An 18,283-nucleotide genomic window follows, 5' to 3' on the forward strand; every position below is an offset into this window, starting at 1 on the left:
GCCATGCAAAACACAACTCATGACAACGTGATTCTGGAACTCACCGTTCGCAACCATCCCGGTGTAATGACCCACGTGTGTGGGCTTTTTGCCCGTCGTGCTTTTAACGTCGAAGGCATTCTTTGTCTGCCGATTCAGAACAGTGATAAAAGCCACATCTGGCTACTGGTCAATGACGATCAGCGACTGGAACAAATGATAAGCCAAATCGACAAACTGGAGGATGTGGTGAAAGTGCAGCGTAATCAGTCTGACCCGACAATGTTTAACAAGATAGCCGTATTTTTTCAGTAACCGCTCAAGGCTTGAACAGTGGCGCGCTTATCGTTAAGGTAAGCGCGTTTTTTTTACCCGCCAGGACAAGACCATGATAACCGTTGCCCTTATAGACGATCACCTTATCGTCCGCTCCGGCTTTGCGCAGCTGCTGGGGCTGGAACCTGATTTGCAGGTAGTTGCCGAGTTTGGTTCCGGGCGTGAGGCGCTGACTGGCTTGCCTGGGCGCGGTGTTCAGGTGTGTATTTGCGATATCTCAATGCCGGATATTTCTGGGCTGGAGCTGTTAAGCCAGCTACCGAAAGGTATGGCGACAATTATGCTCTCCGTTCACGACAGTCCGGCGCTGGTTGAACAGGCGCTTAACGCGGGGGCGCGCGGCTTTCTCTCTAAACGCTGTAGCCCGGACGAGCTGATCGCTGCCGTGCATACGGTTGCAACTGGCGGCTGTTATCTGACGCCGGATATCGCTATTAAACTGGCATCTGGCCGTCAGGACCCGCTAACCAAACGCGAACGCCAGGTGGCGGAAAAACTGGCGCAAGGGATGGCGGTGAAAGAGATTGCTGCCGAACTGGGGTTGTCGCCAAAAACTGTGCATGTACATCGTGCCAATCTGATGGAAAAACTGGGCGTCAGCAACGACGTTGAACTGGCGCGCCGCATGTTTGATGGCTGGTGATGAAGACATTTTTCTCCCGCTTAAATACTGTAGTTTCCTGCTTTTTTATCTTCTCTGCCGCATGGTTTTGCCTGTGGAGTATCAGCCTGCACCTGGTTGAACGACCGGATCTGGCGGTATTGCTGTTTCCGTTCGGTCTGCGACTGGGGCTGATGTTGCAATGCCCGCGCAGATACTGGCTGGTGCTGATGGGCGCAGAATGGCTGCTGATTTACTGGCTGACGCAGGCGGTTGGGTTAACGCATGATCCGTTATTGATGATCGGTAGTTTGCTGACGTTACTACCTGTGGCGTTGATTTCCCGTTATCGCCACCAGCGCGACTGGCGCACGTTGCTGTTACAGGGCGCGGCACTGACGGCGGCGGCGTTATTACAGTCATCCCCCTGGCTTTGGCATGGGTACGGAAACGAGCCCTGGAACGCCCTACTGATGACCTTAACCGGCGGCCTGACGCTGGCCCCCATTTGCCTGGTGTTCTGGCACTATCTGGCGAATAACACCTGGCTGCCGCTGGGGCCATCGCTGGTTTCCCAGCCGATCAACTGGCGTGGGCGGCATCTGGTCTGGTATTTGCTGTTGTTTGTTATCAGCCTGTGGTTGCAACTGGGGCTGCCGAACGAACTTTCGCGCTTTACCCCGTTTTGTCTGGCGCTGCCGATTATCGCCCTGGCCTGGCACTATGGCTGGCAAGGGGCGCTGATTGCGACGCTGATGAACGCCATCGCGCTGATCGCCAGTCAAACCTGGCGCGATCATCCGGTCGATTTATTGCTTTCACTGCTGGTGCAAAGCCTCACTGGCCTGTTACTGGGCGCAGGCATCCAGCGGTTGCGTGAACTTAACCAGTCGCTGCAAAAGGAACTGGCGCGTAATCAACATCTTGCCGAGCGGTTGCTTGAAACTGAAGAGAGCGTGCGTCGCGACGTAGCGCGTGAGCTGCATGATGATATCGGTCAGACCATCACTGCCATTCGTACTCAAGCGGGCATTGTCCAGCGACTGGCGGCAGATAACGCCAGCGTGAAGCAGAGCGGGCAGCTCATCGAACAACTATCGCTGGGCGTTTACGACGCGGTGCGCCGTTTATTAGGACGGTTACGTCCGCGCCAGTTGGATGATCTCACCCTGGAGCAGGCCATCCGCTCACTGATGCGGGAAATGGAGCTGGAAGGGCGCGGCATTGTCAGCCATCTCGAATGGCGAATCGATGAATCAGCATTAAGTGAAAACCAGCGCGTGACGCTGTTTCGTGTCTGCCAGGAAGGGCTGAACAACATTGTGAAACATGCTGATGCCAGCGCGGTCACGCTGCAAGGCTGGCAGCAGGATGAACGGTTGATGCTGGTGATTGAAGACGATGGCAGCGGTTTGCCGCCGGGTTCCGGGCAACAAGGTTTTGGCCTCACCGGAATGCGCGAGCGCGTAACGGCGCTGGGCGGCACATTACACATTTCCTGTCTGCACGGCACGCGTGTCAGCGTTTCTCTACCTCAACGTTATGTCTAAGGTTCGATGATGTTGCCGTTTCTGAAAGCGCCTGCCGATGCGCCATTAATGACTGATAAACATGAAATTGATGCCCGTTATCGCTACTGGCGTCGGCATATTCTGCTGACCATCTGGCTGGGTTACGCGCTGTTTTACTTCACGCGTAAAAGTTTTAACGCCGCCGTACCAGAAATCCTTGCTAACGGCGTGCTCAGCCGTAGCGACATCGGCCTGTTAGCAACGCTGTTTTACATTACCTATGGCGTATCGAAATTTGTCTCCGGCATTGTCAGTGACCGCTCTAATGCCCGTTATTTTATGGGGATTGGGCTTATCGCCACGGGCATCATCAACATTCTGTTTGGCTTCTCCACCTCGTTGTGGGCATTTGCCGTGCTGTGGGTGCTGAACGCCTTTTTCCAGGGCTGGGGTTCGCCGGTTTGTGCGCGTCTGTTGACTGCCTGGTATTCTCGTACCGAGCGCGGCGGTTGGTGGGCGCTATGGAATACGGCGCATAACGTCGGCGGCGCATTGATCCCCATCGTGATGGCCGCTGCTGCGGTGCATTATGGCTGGCGTGCCGGGATGATGATTGCCGGTTGTATGGCGATAGTCGTGGGGATTTTTCTTTGTTGGCGGCTGCGCGATCGCCCGCAGGCGTTAGGTTTACCGGCGGTCGGAGAATGGCGGCACGATGCGCTGGAAATCGCCCAACAACAAGAAGGGGCAGGGCTGACGCGTAAAGAGATCCTCACCAAATATGTGTTGCTGAATCCGTATATCTGGCTGCTTTCGTTCTGTTATGTGCTGGTCTATGTGGTTCGTGCGGCGATCAACGACTGGGGCAACCTGTATATGTCCGAGACGCTGGGCGTCGATCTGGTCACGGCGAATACGGCAGTAACGATGTTTGAACTGGGCGGGTTTATCGGTGCGCTGGTTGCAGGTTGGGGCTCGGACAAACTGTTTAACGGCAACCGTGGGCCGATGAATTTGATTTTTGCTGCGGGGATTTTGCTTTCCGTCGGCTCGCTGTGGTTGATGCCATTTGCCAGCTACGTGATGCAGGCAACCTGCTTCTTCACCATTGGTTTTTTTGTCTTTGGCCCGCAGATGTTAATCGGTATGGCAGCGGCAGAGTGTTCCCACAAAGAGGCTGCAGGTGCGGCGACGGGGTTTGTCGGCTTGTTTGCTTATCTGGGGGCGTCGCTTGCCGGTTGGCCGCTGGCGAAAGTGCTGGATACCTGGCACTGGAGTGGTTTTTTCGTGGTTATCGCCATTGCCGCCGGGGTCTCGGCACTGTTGTTACTGCCCTTTTTGAACGCCCAGGCTCCACGCGAAGCGTGATGCATCTCACTTTTCTACCTCATATCCGGCAAAACTAAGAAATTTTCCTGGTTTTGCCTGGACGCTATCTCAAGCCTGATTTGCTGCAGGTTTTTACAATGCCATCATTCGTTAATTCTTTCCCAAAATAATTCAAGTTGCAGGAACGCGAGCAGCTAAGGCACCTGCGGCCTGAAGTATGAAGGGAAATCAGGAGTAACCCATGCTGGCTTTCTTAAACCAGGTTCGCAAGCCGACCCTGGATCTTCCGCTCGAAGTGCGGCGCAAAATGTGGTTCAAACCGTTCATGCAATCCTATCTGGTGGTCTTTATTGGCTACCTGACGATGTACCTGATTCGCAAGAACTTCAACATCGCACAGAACGACATGATCTCGACCTACGGGTTGAGCATGACGCAGCTGGGGATGATTGGCCTGGGCTTCTCCATCACTTACGGCGTGGGTAAAACGCTGGTTTCCTACTACGCCGACGGCAAAAATACCAAACAATTCCTGCCGTTCATGCTGATCCTGTCTGCTATTTGTATGCTGGGCTTCAGCGCCAGCATGGGCAGCGGCTCGGTTAGCCTGTTCCTGATGATTGCCTTCTACGCCTTAAGCGGCTTTTTCCAGAGTACCGGCGGTTCGTGCAGTTACTCCACGATTACCAAATGGACGCCGCGTCGTAAGCGCGGGACCTTCCTCGGTTTTTGGAACATTTCCCACAACCTCGGCGGCGCGGGTGCGGCGGGTGTGGCGCTATTCGGCGCAAATTACCTGTTCGACGGTCACGTGATCGGCATGTTTATCTTCCCGTCGATTATCGCGTTGATTGTCGGTTTTATCGGTCTGCGTTACGGCAGCGACTCCCCTGAAGCGTATGGTCTTGGCAAAGCTGAAGAACTATTCGGTGAAGAGATCAGCGAAGAGGACAAAGAGACGGAATCCACCGACATGACCAAGTGGCAGATCTTTGTCGAATATGTTTTGAAAAACAAAGTGATCTGGCTGCTGTGCTTCGCCAACATCTTTCTGTACGTGGTACGCATTGGTATCGACCAGTGGTCAACCGTGTACGCTTTTCAGGAACTGAAACTTTCTAAATCGGTGGCGATTCAGGGCTTTACGCTATTTGAAGCCGGTGCTCTGGTTGGCACGCTGCTGTGGGGCTGGCTCTCTGACCTGGCGAACGGGCGCCGTGGCCTGGTGGCGTGTGTTGCACTGGCGCTGATTATCGCCACGCTTGGTGTGTATCAACACGCCAGCAACCAATATATCTATCTGGCTTCTCTCTTTGCATTAGGTTTCCTGGTATTTGGTCCGCAACTGTTGATTGGCGTGGCGGCTGTTGGCTTCGTACCGAAAAAAGCGATCGGCGCTGCCGATGGGATTAAAGGCACTTTCGCCTACCTGATTGGTGACAGCTTTGCCAAATTAGGTCTGGGAATGATTGCCGATGGTACGCCAGTGTTCGGCCTCACCGGCTGGGCTGGCACCTTCGCCGCACTGGATATCGCCGCTATTGGCTGTATCTGCCTGATGGCGATAGTCGCGGTGATGGAAGAACGAAAAATCCGCCGCGAGAAAAAAATTCAGCAGTTGACAGTGGCATAAACGTAACTGGTGACTTTTGCCCGGCATGACGCCGGGCTTTTTTTATTATTCAGAGATTTCCAGCGCGGTGAAGGCAAACTTCTCGCCATCAAACAGCCCCTGACTGGTCAGTTTCAATGCGGGGATCACCGGCAGGGAAAGAAACGCCATCTGAATAAACGGTTCGTCGGGTAACGGACCACATTCACGGGCAGCGACTTTTAACGCGTCAATTTGCTCCGCCAGCGACTGCGCCGTGTCGGTGCTCATCAGCCCGGCAATGGGCAACGGCAGATGACTCTGTACCTGGCCGTTACGGACCACGCACAGCCCGCCGCCATCCTGAATCACCTGATTGACCGCCAGCGCCATCTCTTCTGCGCTACGACCGATCACCACAATATTATGGCTGTCATGGCTGACTGTCGCCGCCAGCGCGCCTTCATTCAGGCCAAAGCCGCCGAGCAAACCACAGGCCGGAGCCAGACATTGCCCGTAACGCTCAAGTACGGCAATAAAGCACACATCATCGCGATCAAAACCATTTTCGCTGTAGACGCTGGAGCGGGAGTGCGTGATCAGTTCGTTATGGATGACATCAATGACGCGATAGCGTTTTCCGGGGGTAAATTGCAGGGCAAAGTCGCTGGCGGAAACTGGCTGGCGATCAATGGTATTGCCATATGGCGGGGCGGATTGTGCCAGTCTCGCCGACTCTTCTGCCTGCAAGGTTTGTGCGTCAATCGGTTCGCCTTTCACCAGTACCTGTTGCACTGTGACTTTACGCGCGTCACTTAACAGGACAATGTCGGCCTGCTTGCCGGGAGCCAGTAAACCGAGATGATTCAGACCAAAATGGCGCGCGTCGACCAGCTGGCTACGCGATATGCCACATGCAACGGCACATTGTGTTGTTCAATCAGGCGGCGAATTAAGGCGTCGATATGCCCTTCGTGAGCGATTTCCCACGGGTTACGGTCATCAGTACAAAGCATGCATTGTGGGCTGTTAAATTCGTTGATCAACGGAGCCAGCGCGTTGAGATTGCGGGCAGCGGACCCTTCGCGGATCATCAACGACATGCCGAGTTGTAATTTTCGGCGTCCTTCTTCCAGCTGATAACTTTCGTGGCAGTTTTCAATACCCGCGGCAATATAGGCGTTAAGTTCTTTACCGCTTAGACCGGGGCAGTGACCATCCAGTGTCAGATGGCGAAAGGCGTCCAGTTTATCGAGCAGCGCATTTTGTCCGCTAATTACGCCAGGGTAGTCCATCATTTCTGCAAGGCCGGTAACCTGCGGATGGTCGCGCCAGGCGAGCATCTGTTCGAGGGTAAAACTGGCACCGTTAACATCGCAGCCTTCGAGTGCGGGTACGCAAGACCTGACCTGCAAATACTGGTTTTGCTTTGCCTGTTCGGCACAGCGAGCAAACCAGGCAAACCCGGCTTCGCCCATCACGTTGACGATTTCATGAGGGTCGCAAATAACAGTCGTCAGGCCGCGCGGCAGAGTGGCGGTTTCAAAGGTGACTGGGGTCATCATGCTGGATTCAATATGCAGGTGAGCATCAATAAATCCCGGTACTGCCGTTGCGCCGTGGGCGTCAATTCGGCGCGAAGCCGGAGCATCAGCGTATTCTGCGCCGACACCGGCAATGTAACGTCCTTTAATCACGATTGGGCCGGGAATTTCTCCGCCATTGATTAGATCCAGAATAGAGACATTATCAATAATATAATCGGCAGCGGCTTCGCCACGGGAAACGGCTAACAATTCCTGGTATTCTACCCGACTAATGTGATGAAATTTATGGCTAATAGGATTGTTCATATTTTTTCTCATTTTGATTTTATCAATTTGATTATTATTTATCATAAAGAAACGTCGCGAGATTATTAAAGAATATCCATTAATGTGCAATTGAAATGTGATAATTATCACTGAACCGTTGTTGTCATTTGTTTTACAAAAGCAAGGGATTAAATCTCCTCCAATGGACAAAAAAATGAATAATGACAATACCGATTACGTGAGTAATGAATCAGGGACGCTTTCGCGATTATTTAAACTACCGCAACACGGGACAACCGTTCGCACAGAATTGATTGCGGGTATGACTACTTTTTTAACTATGGTGTACATCGTTTTTGTTAACCCACAAATTCTTGGTGCAGCGCAAATGGACCCAAAGGTGGTGTTTGTTACTACCTGTTTGATTGCGGGCATTGGCAGTATTGCGATGGGAGTTTTTGCTAATCTTCCCGTCGCGCTGGCGCCTGCGATGGGGCTGAATGCGTTTTTCGCCTTCGTAGTGGTGGGAGCAATGGGTATCACCTGGCAGACGGGAATGGGCGCTATTTTCTGGGGCGCAATTGGGCTATTTTTGCTGACTCTTTTTCGTATCCGTTACTGGATGATCTCTAACATTCCGTTAAGTTTACGTATTGGTATCACCAGTGGTATCGGGCTATTTATTGCCTTAATGGGATTAAAAAATACCGGTGTTATTGTCGCCAATAAAGACACGCTGGTGATGATTGGTGATTTAAGTTCCCACGGCGTGTTGTTAGGTATTTTAGGTTTTTTTATTATAACCGTGTTGTCATCGCGTAATTTTCATGCGGCGGTGTTGGTTTCTATCGTCGTCACTTCCTGTTGTGGATTATTTTTCGGAGATGTTCATTTCAGCGGAATCTATTCTATTCCACCTGATATTAGCGGTGTTATTGGCGAGGTTGATTTGAGCGGGGCATTATCGCTTGAGCTTGCCGGTATCATTTTCTCCTTTATGTTGATCAACCTATTTGATTCATCAGGAACATTAATTGGTGTAACTGATAAAGCTGGCTTAATAGATAGTAACGGTAAATTCCCTAACATGAATAAGGCGCTATATGTTGATAGCGTGAGTTCGGTGGCTGGCGCGTTTATCGGAACTTCCTCTGTTACCGCCTATATTGAAAGTACTTCTGGCGTGGCGGTCGGCGGTCGCACGGGGCTGACTGCGGTTGTTGTTGGCGTTATGTTCCTGCTGGTTATGTTCTTCTCACCGCTGGTGGCGATGGTTCCACCTTACGCCACCGCCGGGGCCTTAATCTTCGTTGGCGTATTGATGACATCGAGCCTGGCACGCGTTAACTGGGATGATTTTACCGAATCGGTACCCGCATTTATCACCACGGTGATGATGCCCTTTACGTTCTCGATCACTGAAGGGATTGCGCTCGGCTTTATGTCTTACTGCATCATGAAAGTGTGTACTGGTCGCTGGCGCGATCTGAATCTGTGTGTGGTGGTTGTAGCGGCATTGTTTGCGCTGAAAATCATCCTGGTGGATTAGTATCTGATAAGCGTTTCCAGATATCATGAGTGCCGGTTACGCAGGAGAACTCATGATCTGGATAATGCTCGCTACGCTGGCGGTGGTGTTTGTGGTTGGTTTTCGGGTGCTGACATCCGGGGCCAGAAAAGCGATTCGCCGCCTCAGCGATCGGTTGAATATTGATGTTGTACCCGTTGAGTCAATGGTCGATCAAATGGGAAAGTCAGCCGGTGACGAATTTTTACGTTATCTGCATCGCCCGGATGAGTCGCACCTGCAAAATGCCGCGCAGGTGTTGCTTATCTGGCAGGTTGTCATTGTCGATGGCAGCGAACAGAACCTGCTGCAATGGCATCGGATTTTACAAAAAGCCCGCCTTGCCGCGCCGATTACCGATGCTCAGGTCAGGCTGGCGCTGGGTTTTCTGCGCGAAATAGAGCCTGAAATGCAGGAGATTAATGCATTCCAGATGCGCTACAACGCGTTTTTTCAGCCTGCTGAGGGCGTTTACTGGCTGCATTAAAACCGCTTTGCCTGATGCGACGCTGGCGCGTCTTATCAGGCCTACAGACCGAGTACGGATAAGGCGTTCACGCCGCATCCGGCAATCTTTGTCTTGTTCCGTTTCGATCTTACCCCTACCTCATGCAACACTGTAAAAGTTGCAAAAACGTTAAATGCATCACACATTTCAATGTTAGACTGGTCGGCTTTTCCCCTGAAACATGCCACGGGTAACACCATGAGTGAATATATCGAAGAAAACCGCGGCGCGGACGCCATTACCCGACCGAACTGGTCAGCCGTTTTCTCGGTGGCGTTTTGCGTCGCCTGTCTGATTATCGTTGAGTTTTTGCCCGTCAGTTTGTTGACGCCGATGGCGCACGATTTAGGCATTTCGGAAGGGGTTGCCGGGCAATCGGTGACCGTAACCGCTTTTGTGGCGATGTTTGCCAGTTTGTTTATTACCCAGACCATTCAGGCCACTGACCGCCGCTACGTTGTCATTCTGTTCGCCATTTTGCTGACGCTTTCCTGCTTACTGGTTTCCTTTGCCAACTCATTCAGTCTGCTGTTAATCGGTCGCGCCTGTCTGGGGTTGGCGCTGGGTGGATTCTGGGCGATGTCGGCGTCGCTGACCATGCGCCTGGTACCGCCTCGTACAGTGCCGAAGGCGCTGTCGGTGATCTTCGGTGCGGTGTCCATTGCGCTAGTAATTGCCGCGCCATTGGGCAGTTTTTTAGGCGAGCTTATCGGTTGGCGCAATGTCTTTAATGCGGCGGCGGTGATGGGTGTGCTATGTATTATCTGGATTATCAAATCATTGCCTTCGCTGCCTGGCGAACCGTCACATCAGAAACAAAATGCCTTTCGCCTGTTGCAGCGTCCGGGGGTGATGGCCGGGATGATCGCCATCTTTATGTCCTTTGCCGGGCAGTTTGCTTTTTTCACTTATATTCGCCCAGTGTATATGAATCTGGCGGGATTCGGCGTTGATGGCTTAACGCTGGTGCTGTTGAGTTTTGGTATCGCCAGTTTTGTTGGTACATCGCTTTCGTCGTTCATTCTCAAACGTTCGGTGAAACTGGCCTTAGCGGGCGCACCGTTTGTGCTCGCCCTGAGCGCGCTGGTACTGACGCTGTGGGGAAGCGATAAAATTGTTGCTACCGGTGTGGCGATTATCTGGGGGCTGACCTTTGCTTTAATTCCTGTTGGCTGGTCAACGTGGATCACTCGCTCATTGGCCGATCAGGCAGAAAAGGCTGGGTCTATTCAGGTGGCCGTTATTCAGCTTGCCAATACCTGCGGTGCGGCAATCGGCGGTTATGCGTTGGATAACATTGGTCTGACTTCGCCGCTGATGTTGTCCGGCACATTGATGTTGCTGACTGCATTGTTGGTTACTGCAAAGGTGAAAATGAAGAAATCCTGATATCAGGCAAAGAAGCGTTGGTCAGTGGTTGTTGCCGTTCTTACATATCCGGGCATTCTACCTTACCCAACGCTTCCCAATAATTGCTCTGATTATTACGTTCCATCGCCACGATGGCCTCGCGTATATGTTGTTTATTGTTTTCATCTGACAACATTAACTTTTCCCACGCTTCATCTGACAACGATGCCTTCGGGGTGCAAATTTTCCGCAAATCCTCTAATACCGTATTTTTCTCTTTTGCGGACTGCAGTGAGCTAAAAGGCGACTCGGCGTATACGATGCCTGGCATAGCGAAAAAAGTGAAAATAAGCAGTAGTGTCGTTGGTTTCATGGATTCAACCTTTTACAAATGTGTATCGAATGAAGCATAAGTGTAGTTTGCTTTCATCGCTCTCATCATGCTGTACGAAACGCGCTTGCGTGGTCAGTAAGAAGTGCCAGACCTTATATTCCACTTTTATTCCTTTTTATTCTTATCGATAGCGTTTCGTTTTTTAAACCGCAGCGACCTTACCGCTATAGTCAGGTAATCATTAATAAAAGGATAAAAAAATGAAACTGACAACACATCATCTACGGACAGGGGCAGCATTATTTCTGGCGGGGATCCTGCTGGCAGGCTGCGACCAGCAAAACAGCGATGCAAAATACATTAAAGTTGGCGTCATTAACGGTGCCGAACAGGATGTGGCAGAAGTCGCTAAAAAAGTGGCCAAAGAGAAGTATGGCCTTGAAGTTGAATTGGTTGGATTTAGTGGTTCGTTGTTGCCGAACGATGCAACTAATCAGGGTGAACTGGATGCCAATGTCTTCCAGCATCGTCCTTTCCTTGAACAGGATAACCAGGCGCACGGTTACAAACTGGTGGCGGTAGGAAATACCTTTGTCTTCCCCATGGCTGGCTACTCGAAAAAAATTAAAACAGTCGATCAGCTAAAAGAAGGAGCGACAGTAGCGATTCCGAATGATCCGACCAATCTGGGGCGTGCGCTGTTACTGTTGCAAAAAGAGAAACTTATTACCTTAAAAGAGGGGAAAGGTTTACTGCCAACGGCGTTGGATATTACTGAGAATCCACGCCATTTGCAGATAATGGAGCTGGAAGGGGCACAGTTGCCACGTGTACTGGACGACCCGAAAGTGGATGTAGCGATTATCAGCACCACCTACATCCAGCAAACAGGACTTTCTCCGGTGCACGACAGCGTATTTATTGAAGATAAAAATTCACCGTATGTGAACATTCTGGTGGCGCGGGAAGATAATAAGGATGCAGAAAACGTGAAGGCGTTTCTGCAATCTTATCAGTCACCAGAAGTTGCTAAAGCGGCAGAAACCCTCTTTAACGGTGGCGCGGTGCCTGGCTGGTAATGATCAACCGTGCCGCGCCGGACGATTACATTTTTCTGGCGCGGCGGCGGGAATCCATTGAAATCAAAATCACCGATGACAGAATCAGCAGCGTTCCCAGCCAATCTGGTAATGTGAAGGTGATCCCCAGCAACAGCAAAGAGAGCAGCGCGCTACTTAATGGTTCTGCACAACTCAAAATACTGGCTTTCGGCCCGCCAATTAACTGTGCGCCTTTCAGATACAGACTAAAGGTCAGCGAAGTTCCAATTACCACCAGATAGAAAAAAGCCAGAATCAGGCTGCCATTAACCACGAAATTTGTTCCTTGCCCGGCATAAAAGGGCAGCAGGACCAGCCCACCAATGAGCATACTCCAGCCGACGACGGGCAGCGTGCCGTAACGGGCAATGAGCGTTGAGGGGTATGTCGTATAGAATGCGGCAGCAAAGGCTGAAGCAACTCCCCAGAACAGCGCAGCAGGAGAGATCGACAACGATGTTGGATTACCGTGGGTGACCAGTAAAAATGTGCCTATCAGGGAGGTCAAAATCGCGGTAAATACCAGAATACCGGGGCGCGATTTTCGTACCAGTGAGAACCAGGCCACGATAATCGTTGGTGATAAAAATTGCAGCACCGTTGCTGTAGCTGCATTGGATTTTTCAATCGTCAGTAAGAAAGTTAGCTGGACGGTCAGGGCGCCAACAATGGAAAAAATAAGCAGGCTGATGGCATCTTTATGATTTTTAACGATTGAGAAGACTTTATCGCCGTGGACAAAAGAGAGCGTCAGCAGAATAAATCCGGCAAATATCAGTCGCGTCATGGTCAGAAACTGCGATGACATCTGACTTTGTTCCATGATGTATTGCGCGCAAACGCCTGAACTTCCCCATAATACGGCGGCAATCAGAACGTTTATCATCCCCTTTCTGGTGGAACCCATTTTTCCCTCTGCATACTGTTTTGTCGTTTATGTATGCAGGCATGATAGCAAAAATGGTGAGAATGACCCCTTCAGGTAAACCCGTCATTTGATGGGGCGAGCATTTATGAAACGAGTGAAATACTTGTTAAACCGTCAGGTTATGACGTTATCATTTTGTTCTGACAGCGTGCTACTGTTCGCTTTTTAAACGCGAAGAATGTTATGCAAATCCATAAAGTAGTAACCCCCGAGTTTGTGAAGAGGTTTGCCTGCGTCGGCCCCAGCTGCCTGATTTCCTGCTGTCAGGGATGGCAGATACACATCGACAAGAAAACCCATCATACTTACCTCAACGAACAACACCCGAAAATTGCCCTGTTGGCGAAAGAGAATTTATTACGGGTGAGAAATGGTAAAAGCCGCTATTCGATAATCAAACTGGACGCGCAGGGTCAGTGTCCGTTTCTCGATGAAAATAAATTCTGCCTGGTCCATCGCGATCTGGGAGAAAAAGCACTTTCAGAAACCTGTTCTACTTATCCACGTAGCAAAAAGTACTACGCGGATACAACTCGCCATTCGATGGTGCTCTCATGTCCAGAAGTAGCCCGACTGGTATTGTTTGATGCCGACAGCATGTTAGTGCACGAACAGGATGATCTGTTGGCGAAGGCGAAAAACACCTTCACCGCCAGGCAGCCGGTTAATCAGATCCACCAGATTGTGCATCTCTTTGCCTGGCACCTCCTGCAGGCGCCATCGTTGAACGTTGAAGAAAACCTGATGGCACTGGCACAGTTTATGGTTTACCTGCAGCGCATTGAGTTCGATCTGCACAACCATTTTGCGCAGGCTGAACAGTACCATCAGGAGCTATTAAGCGAGCTGGCGGCAGGTATTAGCCTGATGAGTCAATCAACGCCTACGGAGTCGGTGGGATTGAAGGTGCGTGCGCTGACGGTATTGGGGTCGCTTGTCGCGAATAAGAGCAGCAGGGATCGTATTATTGCTGACGCGCATCGAAAGATGGCGGTGTATTTAGACGTAGCAAACAGCCCGGATAAGCAGGTTCTGGCTGACAAGTTTGCTGTCCTGAATAAACAGTGGCAGCAGCTTTGCCAGGATTCTATCCTCAGTGCTCCGCATGTATTGCGCAATTTACTGACCTACAAAATATACCACTGCCATTTTCCGGATGCTGATTTCTCAACGGTCATGCGCCAGGTTTACCGTTTAATTCTCGACTATTTCTATATTAAGCATTTGTTGAGTCTGACATCGCTGGAAGCAACTCTGGATGAGGCAACGGTACTGAAAATTGTGGCGAGCCTTGCCGAGAAAACCTTGCATTCGTCAACGATTAACCAGCGGATGGATAAAGCGATCGACATGATCAATGCCGGGGACGATCTCTCCTGCCTGTTGTTGATTCGTTAAATTCGCCTGTCGGGGATTGGGTTAAGCGTTTGTCTGACATCTCGCTTCCGCTGTAATAAATATTAAGAACAACTTCGGTAAAGCAGGTTGAATCATGAACAGAAGAAATTATCTGCTTTAAACGGTATTACAAGGGATTGGTAAACGTCAGAAGAGGCATTTTGGCGGAAGATCACAGGAGTCGAACCTGCCCGGGACCGCTGGCGGCCCCAACTGGATTTGAAGTCCAGCCGCCTCACCGGAGACGACGATCTTCCGCGCCTCGATTGCTACATGGAGGCGGGGCGCATTATAGCTACTTCCTCGCCTTATCACATCCCCCATCACACTTTTTTCCGCTTCGTTTCGCCTTGCCATGATCCTCTTCACAGAAACTCTCGGCAAATCCATAAGTTACACTTTGGCACAACCGCGCTCCCAGAAAAAAGAAACGTAAGTTGATAACAAAAAATAGCACTATCCGTATTCTTAAGGATGGTTTACGCCGTGCAATGAGCGGGAACGAACATGGTAATTGGATACTCTACTGTTTGTTATTTATTGAAAAAATGCCGGGTACGGCTGTGTCGTACCCGGTGAGATTGATTTTTACTGCACTGGCTCCGTTGACGTAACTTCGCCACTGGAAACTACGCCAGCATTCATGGTTTGGGTTACCTGCTGCTTTTCAGCGTTCACAGCATGGAGTTGCCCGCTAACCGTGGGTTTTAGCGGTGCATCGGCCTGAATATCGCCGCTGGCGGTAAGCTGAATATTGCCGTCGCCAGTCAACGGTAATTCAGGCCATCCCCACTGTTGCAAAATATTCACCGGCACACCGCGTCCATTCAGGCTGATATGAGTCTGGCGCTGCGGCGTTTGTGAAACACTGGCAGTGGCTTCCAGAATGCCTTTCTCGGTAAACGCGCTAAGTTCGCTGATATTCACCGTGCTGCTGTTGGCGGCCAGTGCCAGCGACGGACGGCGAACATCAACACGATTGAACGTGGCGGCGGAGGCATTCAGATTCGCTGTGCCACTCCAGACGCCCCATTGGTGATTGGCAACCAGTGTCAGATTCGCGCCATAGCCATCGAGCGCGGTGAGTTGCCATGGAAAGTCAGGGTCGATATCAATGATCAGGTTGCGGCTGGCGCTAAATCTCTTCAGTTGCAGACTGTTTAACCAGCCGGGTGTTGTTTCCCTCCATAACTGTTGCCAGTTTTTTGGCAGGGTATATTCCAGCCCGACAATTGCCGCATCATCGAGGATCAGCGTTTTCCCGTCGCGTTGCCAGTTTCCTGACGTTCTCACCATGCCACCTTCCCAACGGCTGGTAAACTGGCGCAGCGCCACGCCCTGCGGGGAAAATTCTGCGTTCATAATCGGGTCAAACAAATGCAGCGAACCATAAATAAACTCGCTGGCATTCATCGACAGCTTTCCTTCCTGTGTCTGCCAGTCATCTTTACTGAAGGTCATGTTGCGTAAGCTGAGATCGAGATCGGTCACCGCCCAGTCCGGGCCTTGCAGGCGAGCATCTATCACTTCCAGGCGACCAATCTGTAACGAAGGCACAGAGCGCAATGGCGCAAAGAAATCAGTCAGCGATTTTTCGCTTTGCAGACGGATATCCGCCATGCGCAGGTTTTCCACCTGCCAGCTACCGTCGGCGTTACGCTGCGCGTTTCCGGTTAATGTACCGCGCGCGATATCGGCACCCAGATTGGTCAGCGTAACGCGATTGTTATCAATACTGCCTTCAACTAACACATTGGTGGCAGGAACATCATTGAGCGACAGGGAGCCAGCACTGAACTGAATCTGCGCTTTCGTTCCCAACACTTTACCGGCTTCTGGCGACCACGGAATGACGCTGCCATTTACCCGCTGAGCACTTAATTTCCACTCGCTATTTGGGCTATTAAATGCCATATCGCGCAGTTGCAGGCGATCGGCTTTGAACGGTAGCGGGGCGGTCTGGTCGGTGAGATTCAGCGTCCCGTTTTCCAGCAGAATGGTATCGACATGGCGCGGTTCGGTCAGTTGCCGACTACTCAAGGCGATATCAACACTTTTTGCCACCAGGGTAGCGGGCTGTCCATCACGACCAAACGTGACGTTCTCCAGTATGATATGAGACGGCGCGGAAAAGCGGTGATCCATTGCCCCGAAGACCAAATGGTAGTCGCTATTTTCGGAAATCCATGCGCTGATATGCTCCGCACCCCAACGGGTTTGCAGAAGAAAATAGAGGCCAGTTATCACTACGAGTAGCGCGACGAAAATGTAGAGAAGCAGCTTCCCAATAAATTTCATAGTCTTCCATCCCGCGAAATACACATAAGGGAGTTATGCACGATTTACGCGCATTCCTCAAGGCGGGAATGGTGAAAGAGGGCCGCTGCGGCGGTAAAGAAACTTACCGCCGCTAAGTGAATTACGGTTTTTCCGGCGGGAAAATCAGGTTCAGCACAATGGCAGTAATACCACCAGCGGCAATACCTGAAGAGAGCAGGTTTTTCAGCCAGTCAGGGGCAAATTGCAAAATCAGCGGCTGCTGAGAAACGCCCAGACCGACGGCCAGCGACAGTGCAATAATCAGAATTGCCCGACGGTTCAGCGGCTCGCGGGAAACGATGCGTACACCGGATGCGGCGATGGTGCCAAACATCACAAGCGTAGCGCCGCCCAGAACTGGCTCTGGGATGTGTTGCACGAAACCGCTCACTGCCGGGAACAGGCCCAGCACGATCAACATCAGCGCCACCACAAAACCGACATAACGGCTGGCAACACCCGTTAGCTGAATTACACCGTTATTCTGTCCGAAGCAGGAGTTCGGGAAGGTGTTAAATACTGCCGAGACAAACGAGTTCAGGCCGTTTGCCAGCACGCCGCCTTTCAGACGTTTCATATACAGCGGGCCGGAAACCGGCTGTTCGGAAACGTCAGAGGTCGCGGTGATATCGCCAATGGTTTCCAGTGAGGTGATCATAAAGACCAGCATCAGCGGCAGCAGTAGGCTCCATTCAATACCAAGACCGTAATAGAGCGGCGTTGGTACCATAATCAGTTCTTGCGTCATCGGTTCGTTGCTTTCTGGCAACATACCCATAAACCACGCCAGCGCATATCCGGCCGCCATCGCAATCACCAGCGAGGCCACGCGTAAGTAAGGGTTACGTTGGCGGTTAAGCAGGATAATTAAGGCTAAGACCACACCCGCCAGCAGCAGGTTTTTCGGTGCGCCAAAGGTGTTGTCGCTCATGGCCGCATAGCCGCCACCAATGGACGTTAACCCAACCTGAATTAGTGACAGGCCGATAATCATCACCACGACGCCAGAAACCAGCGGCGTAATAATGCGGCGCGCCAGATGCAGAACGCGGGAGATCACCATCTCCGTGCAACTTGCCAACATCAGCGTACCAAACAGTGCCGCCATCATGGTGGGAACATCAGCACCACCGGTCTTCAGCGCCGTGCCGCCCATAATCAGCGGGGCAACAAAGTTGAAGCTGGTACCCTGAATCGACAACAACCCGGAACCTACCGGCCCCCAGGCTTTAATCTGAATAATCGATGCCACACCGGAGGCAAACAGCGACATACTAATAATGTGTTGTGTGTCCTGTGCCGGTAAACCTAGCGCCTGGCAGATGAGAAGCGCAGGGGTGATAACCGCGACAAACATCGCCAGCAGGTGCTGACAGGCGGCAAACAGAGTTTGAGCAAGCGGTGGACGATCTTCAAGACGATAAATCAGTTCGCTGTTTTGAGTCTGCGCAACCGGTTGCGCATTTTCTGACTCGAGGGTGGAAACAGACATCGAAAACAATCCCGTGGTAGCAAAGCGGGCATTTTAGCTGACCGAAGGGCAAAAGCAAACGTTTGCCATGCATTCTTCTAAATATTTAAATGCGATAAATGCACTTTTTTATATAACTTTTGGTTG

Annotated in this window: 13 protein-coding genes, 1 tRNA gene and 2 pseudogenes; 10 read left to right on the forward strand and 6 right to left on the reverse strand. The window is 51.3% G+C overall.

The features are described from left to right. Positions 1 to 3: 3 nt before the first annotated feature. The 5 genes from ilvN (at position 4) to uhpT (ending at position 5,389) form a co-directional block, all read left to right on the forward strand. Positions 4 to 294 carry an acetolactate synthase small subunit gene (ilvN, locus tag FFT88_RS13130; RefSeq protein WP_104920000.1) on the forward strand — a complete coding sequence of 97 codons (291 nt, stop codon included), beginning with the start codon at positions 4 to 6 and terminating at the stop codon, positions 292 to 294. Positions 295 to 367: 73 nt separating this feature from the next. Next, entirely contained in the window at positions 368 to 958 is a 591-nt protein-coding gene (uhpA, locus tag FFT88_RS13135; protein ID WP_047612689.1) for a transcriptional regulator UhpA, read from the forward strand. Then, the gene (gene uhpB / locus FFT88_RS13140; RefSeq protein ID WP_135403735.1) at positions 958 to 2,466 is read left to right on the forward strand and encodes a signal transduction histidine-protein kinase/phosphatase UhpB; all 1,509 of its coding nucleotides are present in this window, start codon (positions 958 to 960) and stop codon (positions 2,464 to 2,466) included. Before uhpA ends, uhpB begins: the two co-directional genes overlap by 1 nt. A gap of 9 nt (positions 2,467 to 2,475) precedes the next feature. Beyond that, positions 2,476 to 3,795 (forward strand): MFS transporter family glucose-6-phosphate receptor UhpC, encoded by a 1,320-nt coding sequence (uhpC, locus tag FFT88_RS13145; RefSeq protein ID WP_135403734.1) that lies wholly within the window; start codon positions 2,476 to 2,478, stop codon positions 3,793 to 3,795. A gap of 202 nt (positions 3,796 to 3,997) precedes the next feature. After that, complete coding sequence (gene uhpT, locus FFT88_RS13150) at positions 3,998 to 5,389, forward strand: hexose-6-phosphate:phosphate antiporter (protein WP_130206773.1); 1,392 nt, start codon at positions 3,998 to 4,000, stop codon at positions 5,387 to 5,389. Between the two features lie 45 nt (positions 5,390 to 5,434). Here uhpT and adeD read toward each other — a convergent pair. Continuing rightward, a pseudogene (gene adeD, locus FFT88_RS13155) lies at positions 5,435 to 7,200 on the reverse strand (adenine deaminase). Positions 7,201 to 7,375: 175 nt separating this feature from the next. Here adeD and adeQ point away from each other — a divergent pair. The 3 genes from adeQ to nepI all read left to right on the forward strand — a co-directional run bounded on the left by adeQ (position 7,376) and on the right by nepI (position 10,625). Beyond that, positions 7,376 to 8,710, forward strand: coding sequence for an adenine permease AdeQ (gene adeQ, locus FFT88_RS13160; RefSeq protein WP_130235748.1), 1,335 nt, complete (start codon positions 7,376 to 7,378; stop codon positions 8,708 to 8,710). Between the two features lie 52 nt (positions 8,711 to 8,762). After that, on the forward strand, positions 8,763 to 9,215 hold the full coding sequence (locus FFT88_RS13165; RefSeq protein WP_130222486.1) for a DUF1198 domain-containing protein: 453 nt from the start codon (positions 8,763 to 8,765) through the stop codon (positions 9,213 to 9,215). A 219-nt stretch (positions 9,216 to 9,434) separates the two neighbouring features. Then, positions 9,435 to 10,625: a purine ribonucleoside efflux pump NepI gene (gene nepI, locus FFT88_RS13170; RefSeq protein WP_135403713.1), complete on the forward strand. Its 1,191-nt coding sequence runs from the start codon at positions 9,435 to 9,437 to the stop codon at positions 10,623 to 10,625. A gap of 40 nt (positions 10,626 to 10,665) precedes the next feature. On the opposite strand, the gene yicS is transcribed toward nepI, so the two are convergent. After that, positions 10,666 to 10,959: a protein YicS gene (gene yicS, locus FFT88_RS13175; protein ID WP_064526021.1), complete on the reverse strand. Its 294-nt coding sequence runs from the start codon at positions 10,957 to 10,959 to the stop codon at positions 10,666 to 10,668. Between the two features lie 221 nt (positions 10,960 to 11,180). On the opposite strand from yicS, the gene nlpA reads away from it, so the two are divergent. Further along, on the forward strand, positions 11,181 to 11,999 hold the full coding sequence (gene nlpA, locus FFT88_RS13180) for a lipoprotein NlpA (protein WP_135403712.1): 819 nt from the start codon (positions 11,181 to 11,183) through the stop codon (positions 11,997 to 11,999). A 3-nt stretch (positions 12,000 to 12,002) separates the two neighbouring features. Here the strand turns inward: nlpA and FFT88_RS13185 are convergent. Then, positions 12,003 to 12,927: pseudogene (locus tag FFT88_RS13185) on the reverse strand (carboxylate/amino acid/amine transporter). Between the two features lie 204 nt (positions 12,928 to 13,131). Between FFT88_RS13185 and fliB the strand changes: the two are divergent. Next, entirely contained in the window at positions 13,132 to 14,346 is a 1,215-nt protein-coding gene (gene fliB, locus FFT88_RS13190) for a flagellin lysine-N-methylase (protein WP_135403711.1), read from the forward strand. 162 nt (positions 14,347 to 14,508) lie between these two features. Here the strand turns inward: fliB and FFT88_RS13195 are convergent. The 3 genes from FFT88_RS13195 to xanP form a co-directional block, all read right to left on the reverse strand. Continuing rightward, a tRNA-Sec gene (locus FFT88_RS13195) sits at positions 14,509 to 14,603 on the reverse strand. A 331-nt stretch (positions 14,604 to 14,934) separates the two neighbouring features. After that, entirely contained in the window at positions 14,935 to 16,644 is a 1,710-nt protein-coding gene (locus tag FFT88_RS13200) for an AsmA family protein (protein WP_135403710.1), read from the reverse strand. Between the two features lie 121 nt (positions 16,645 to 16,765). Further along, entirely contained in the window at positions 16,766 to 18,157 is a 1,392-nt protein-coding gene (gene xanP / locus FFT88_RS13205; protein WP_130222452.1) for a xanthine/proton symporter XanP, read from the reverse strand. Between the last annotated feature and the right edge of the window lie 126 nt (positions 18,158 to 18,283).

The organism is Escherichia sp. E4930 (genome assembly GCF_005845405.1).
In the GTDB taxonomy this organism is placed as follows: Bacteria; Pseudomonadota; Gammaproteobacteria; order Enterobacterales; family Enterobacteriaceae; genus Escherichia.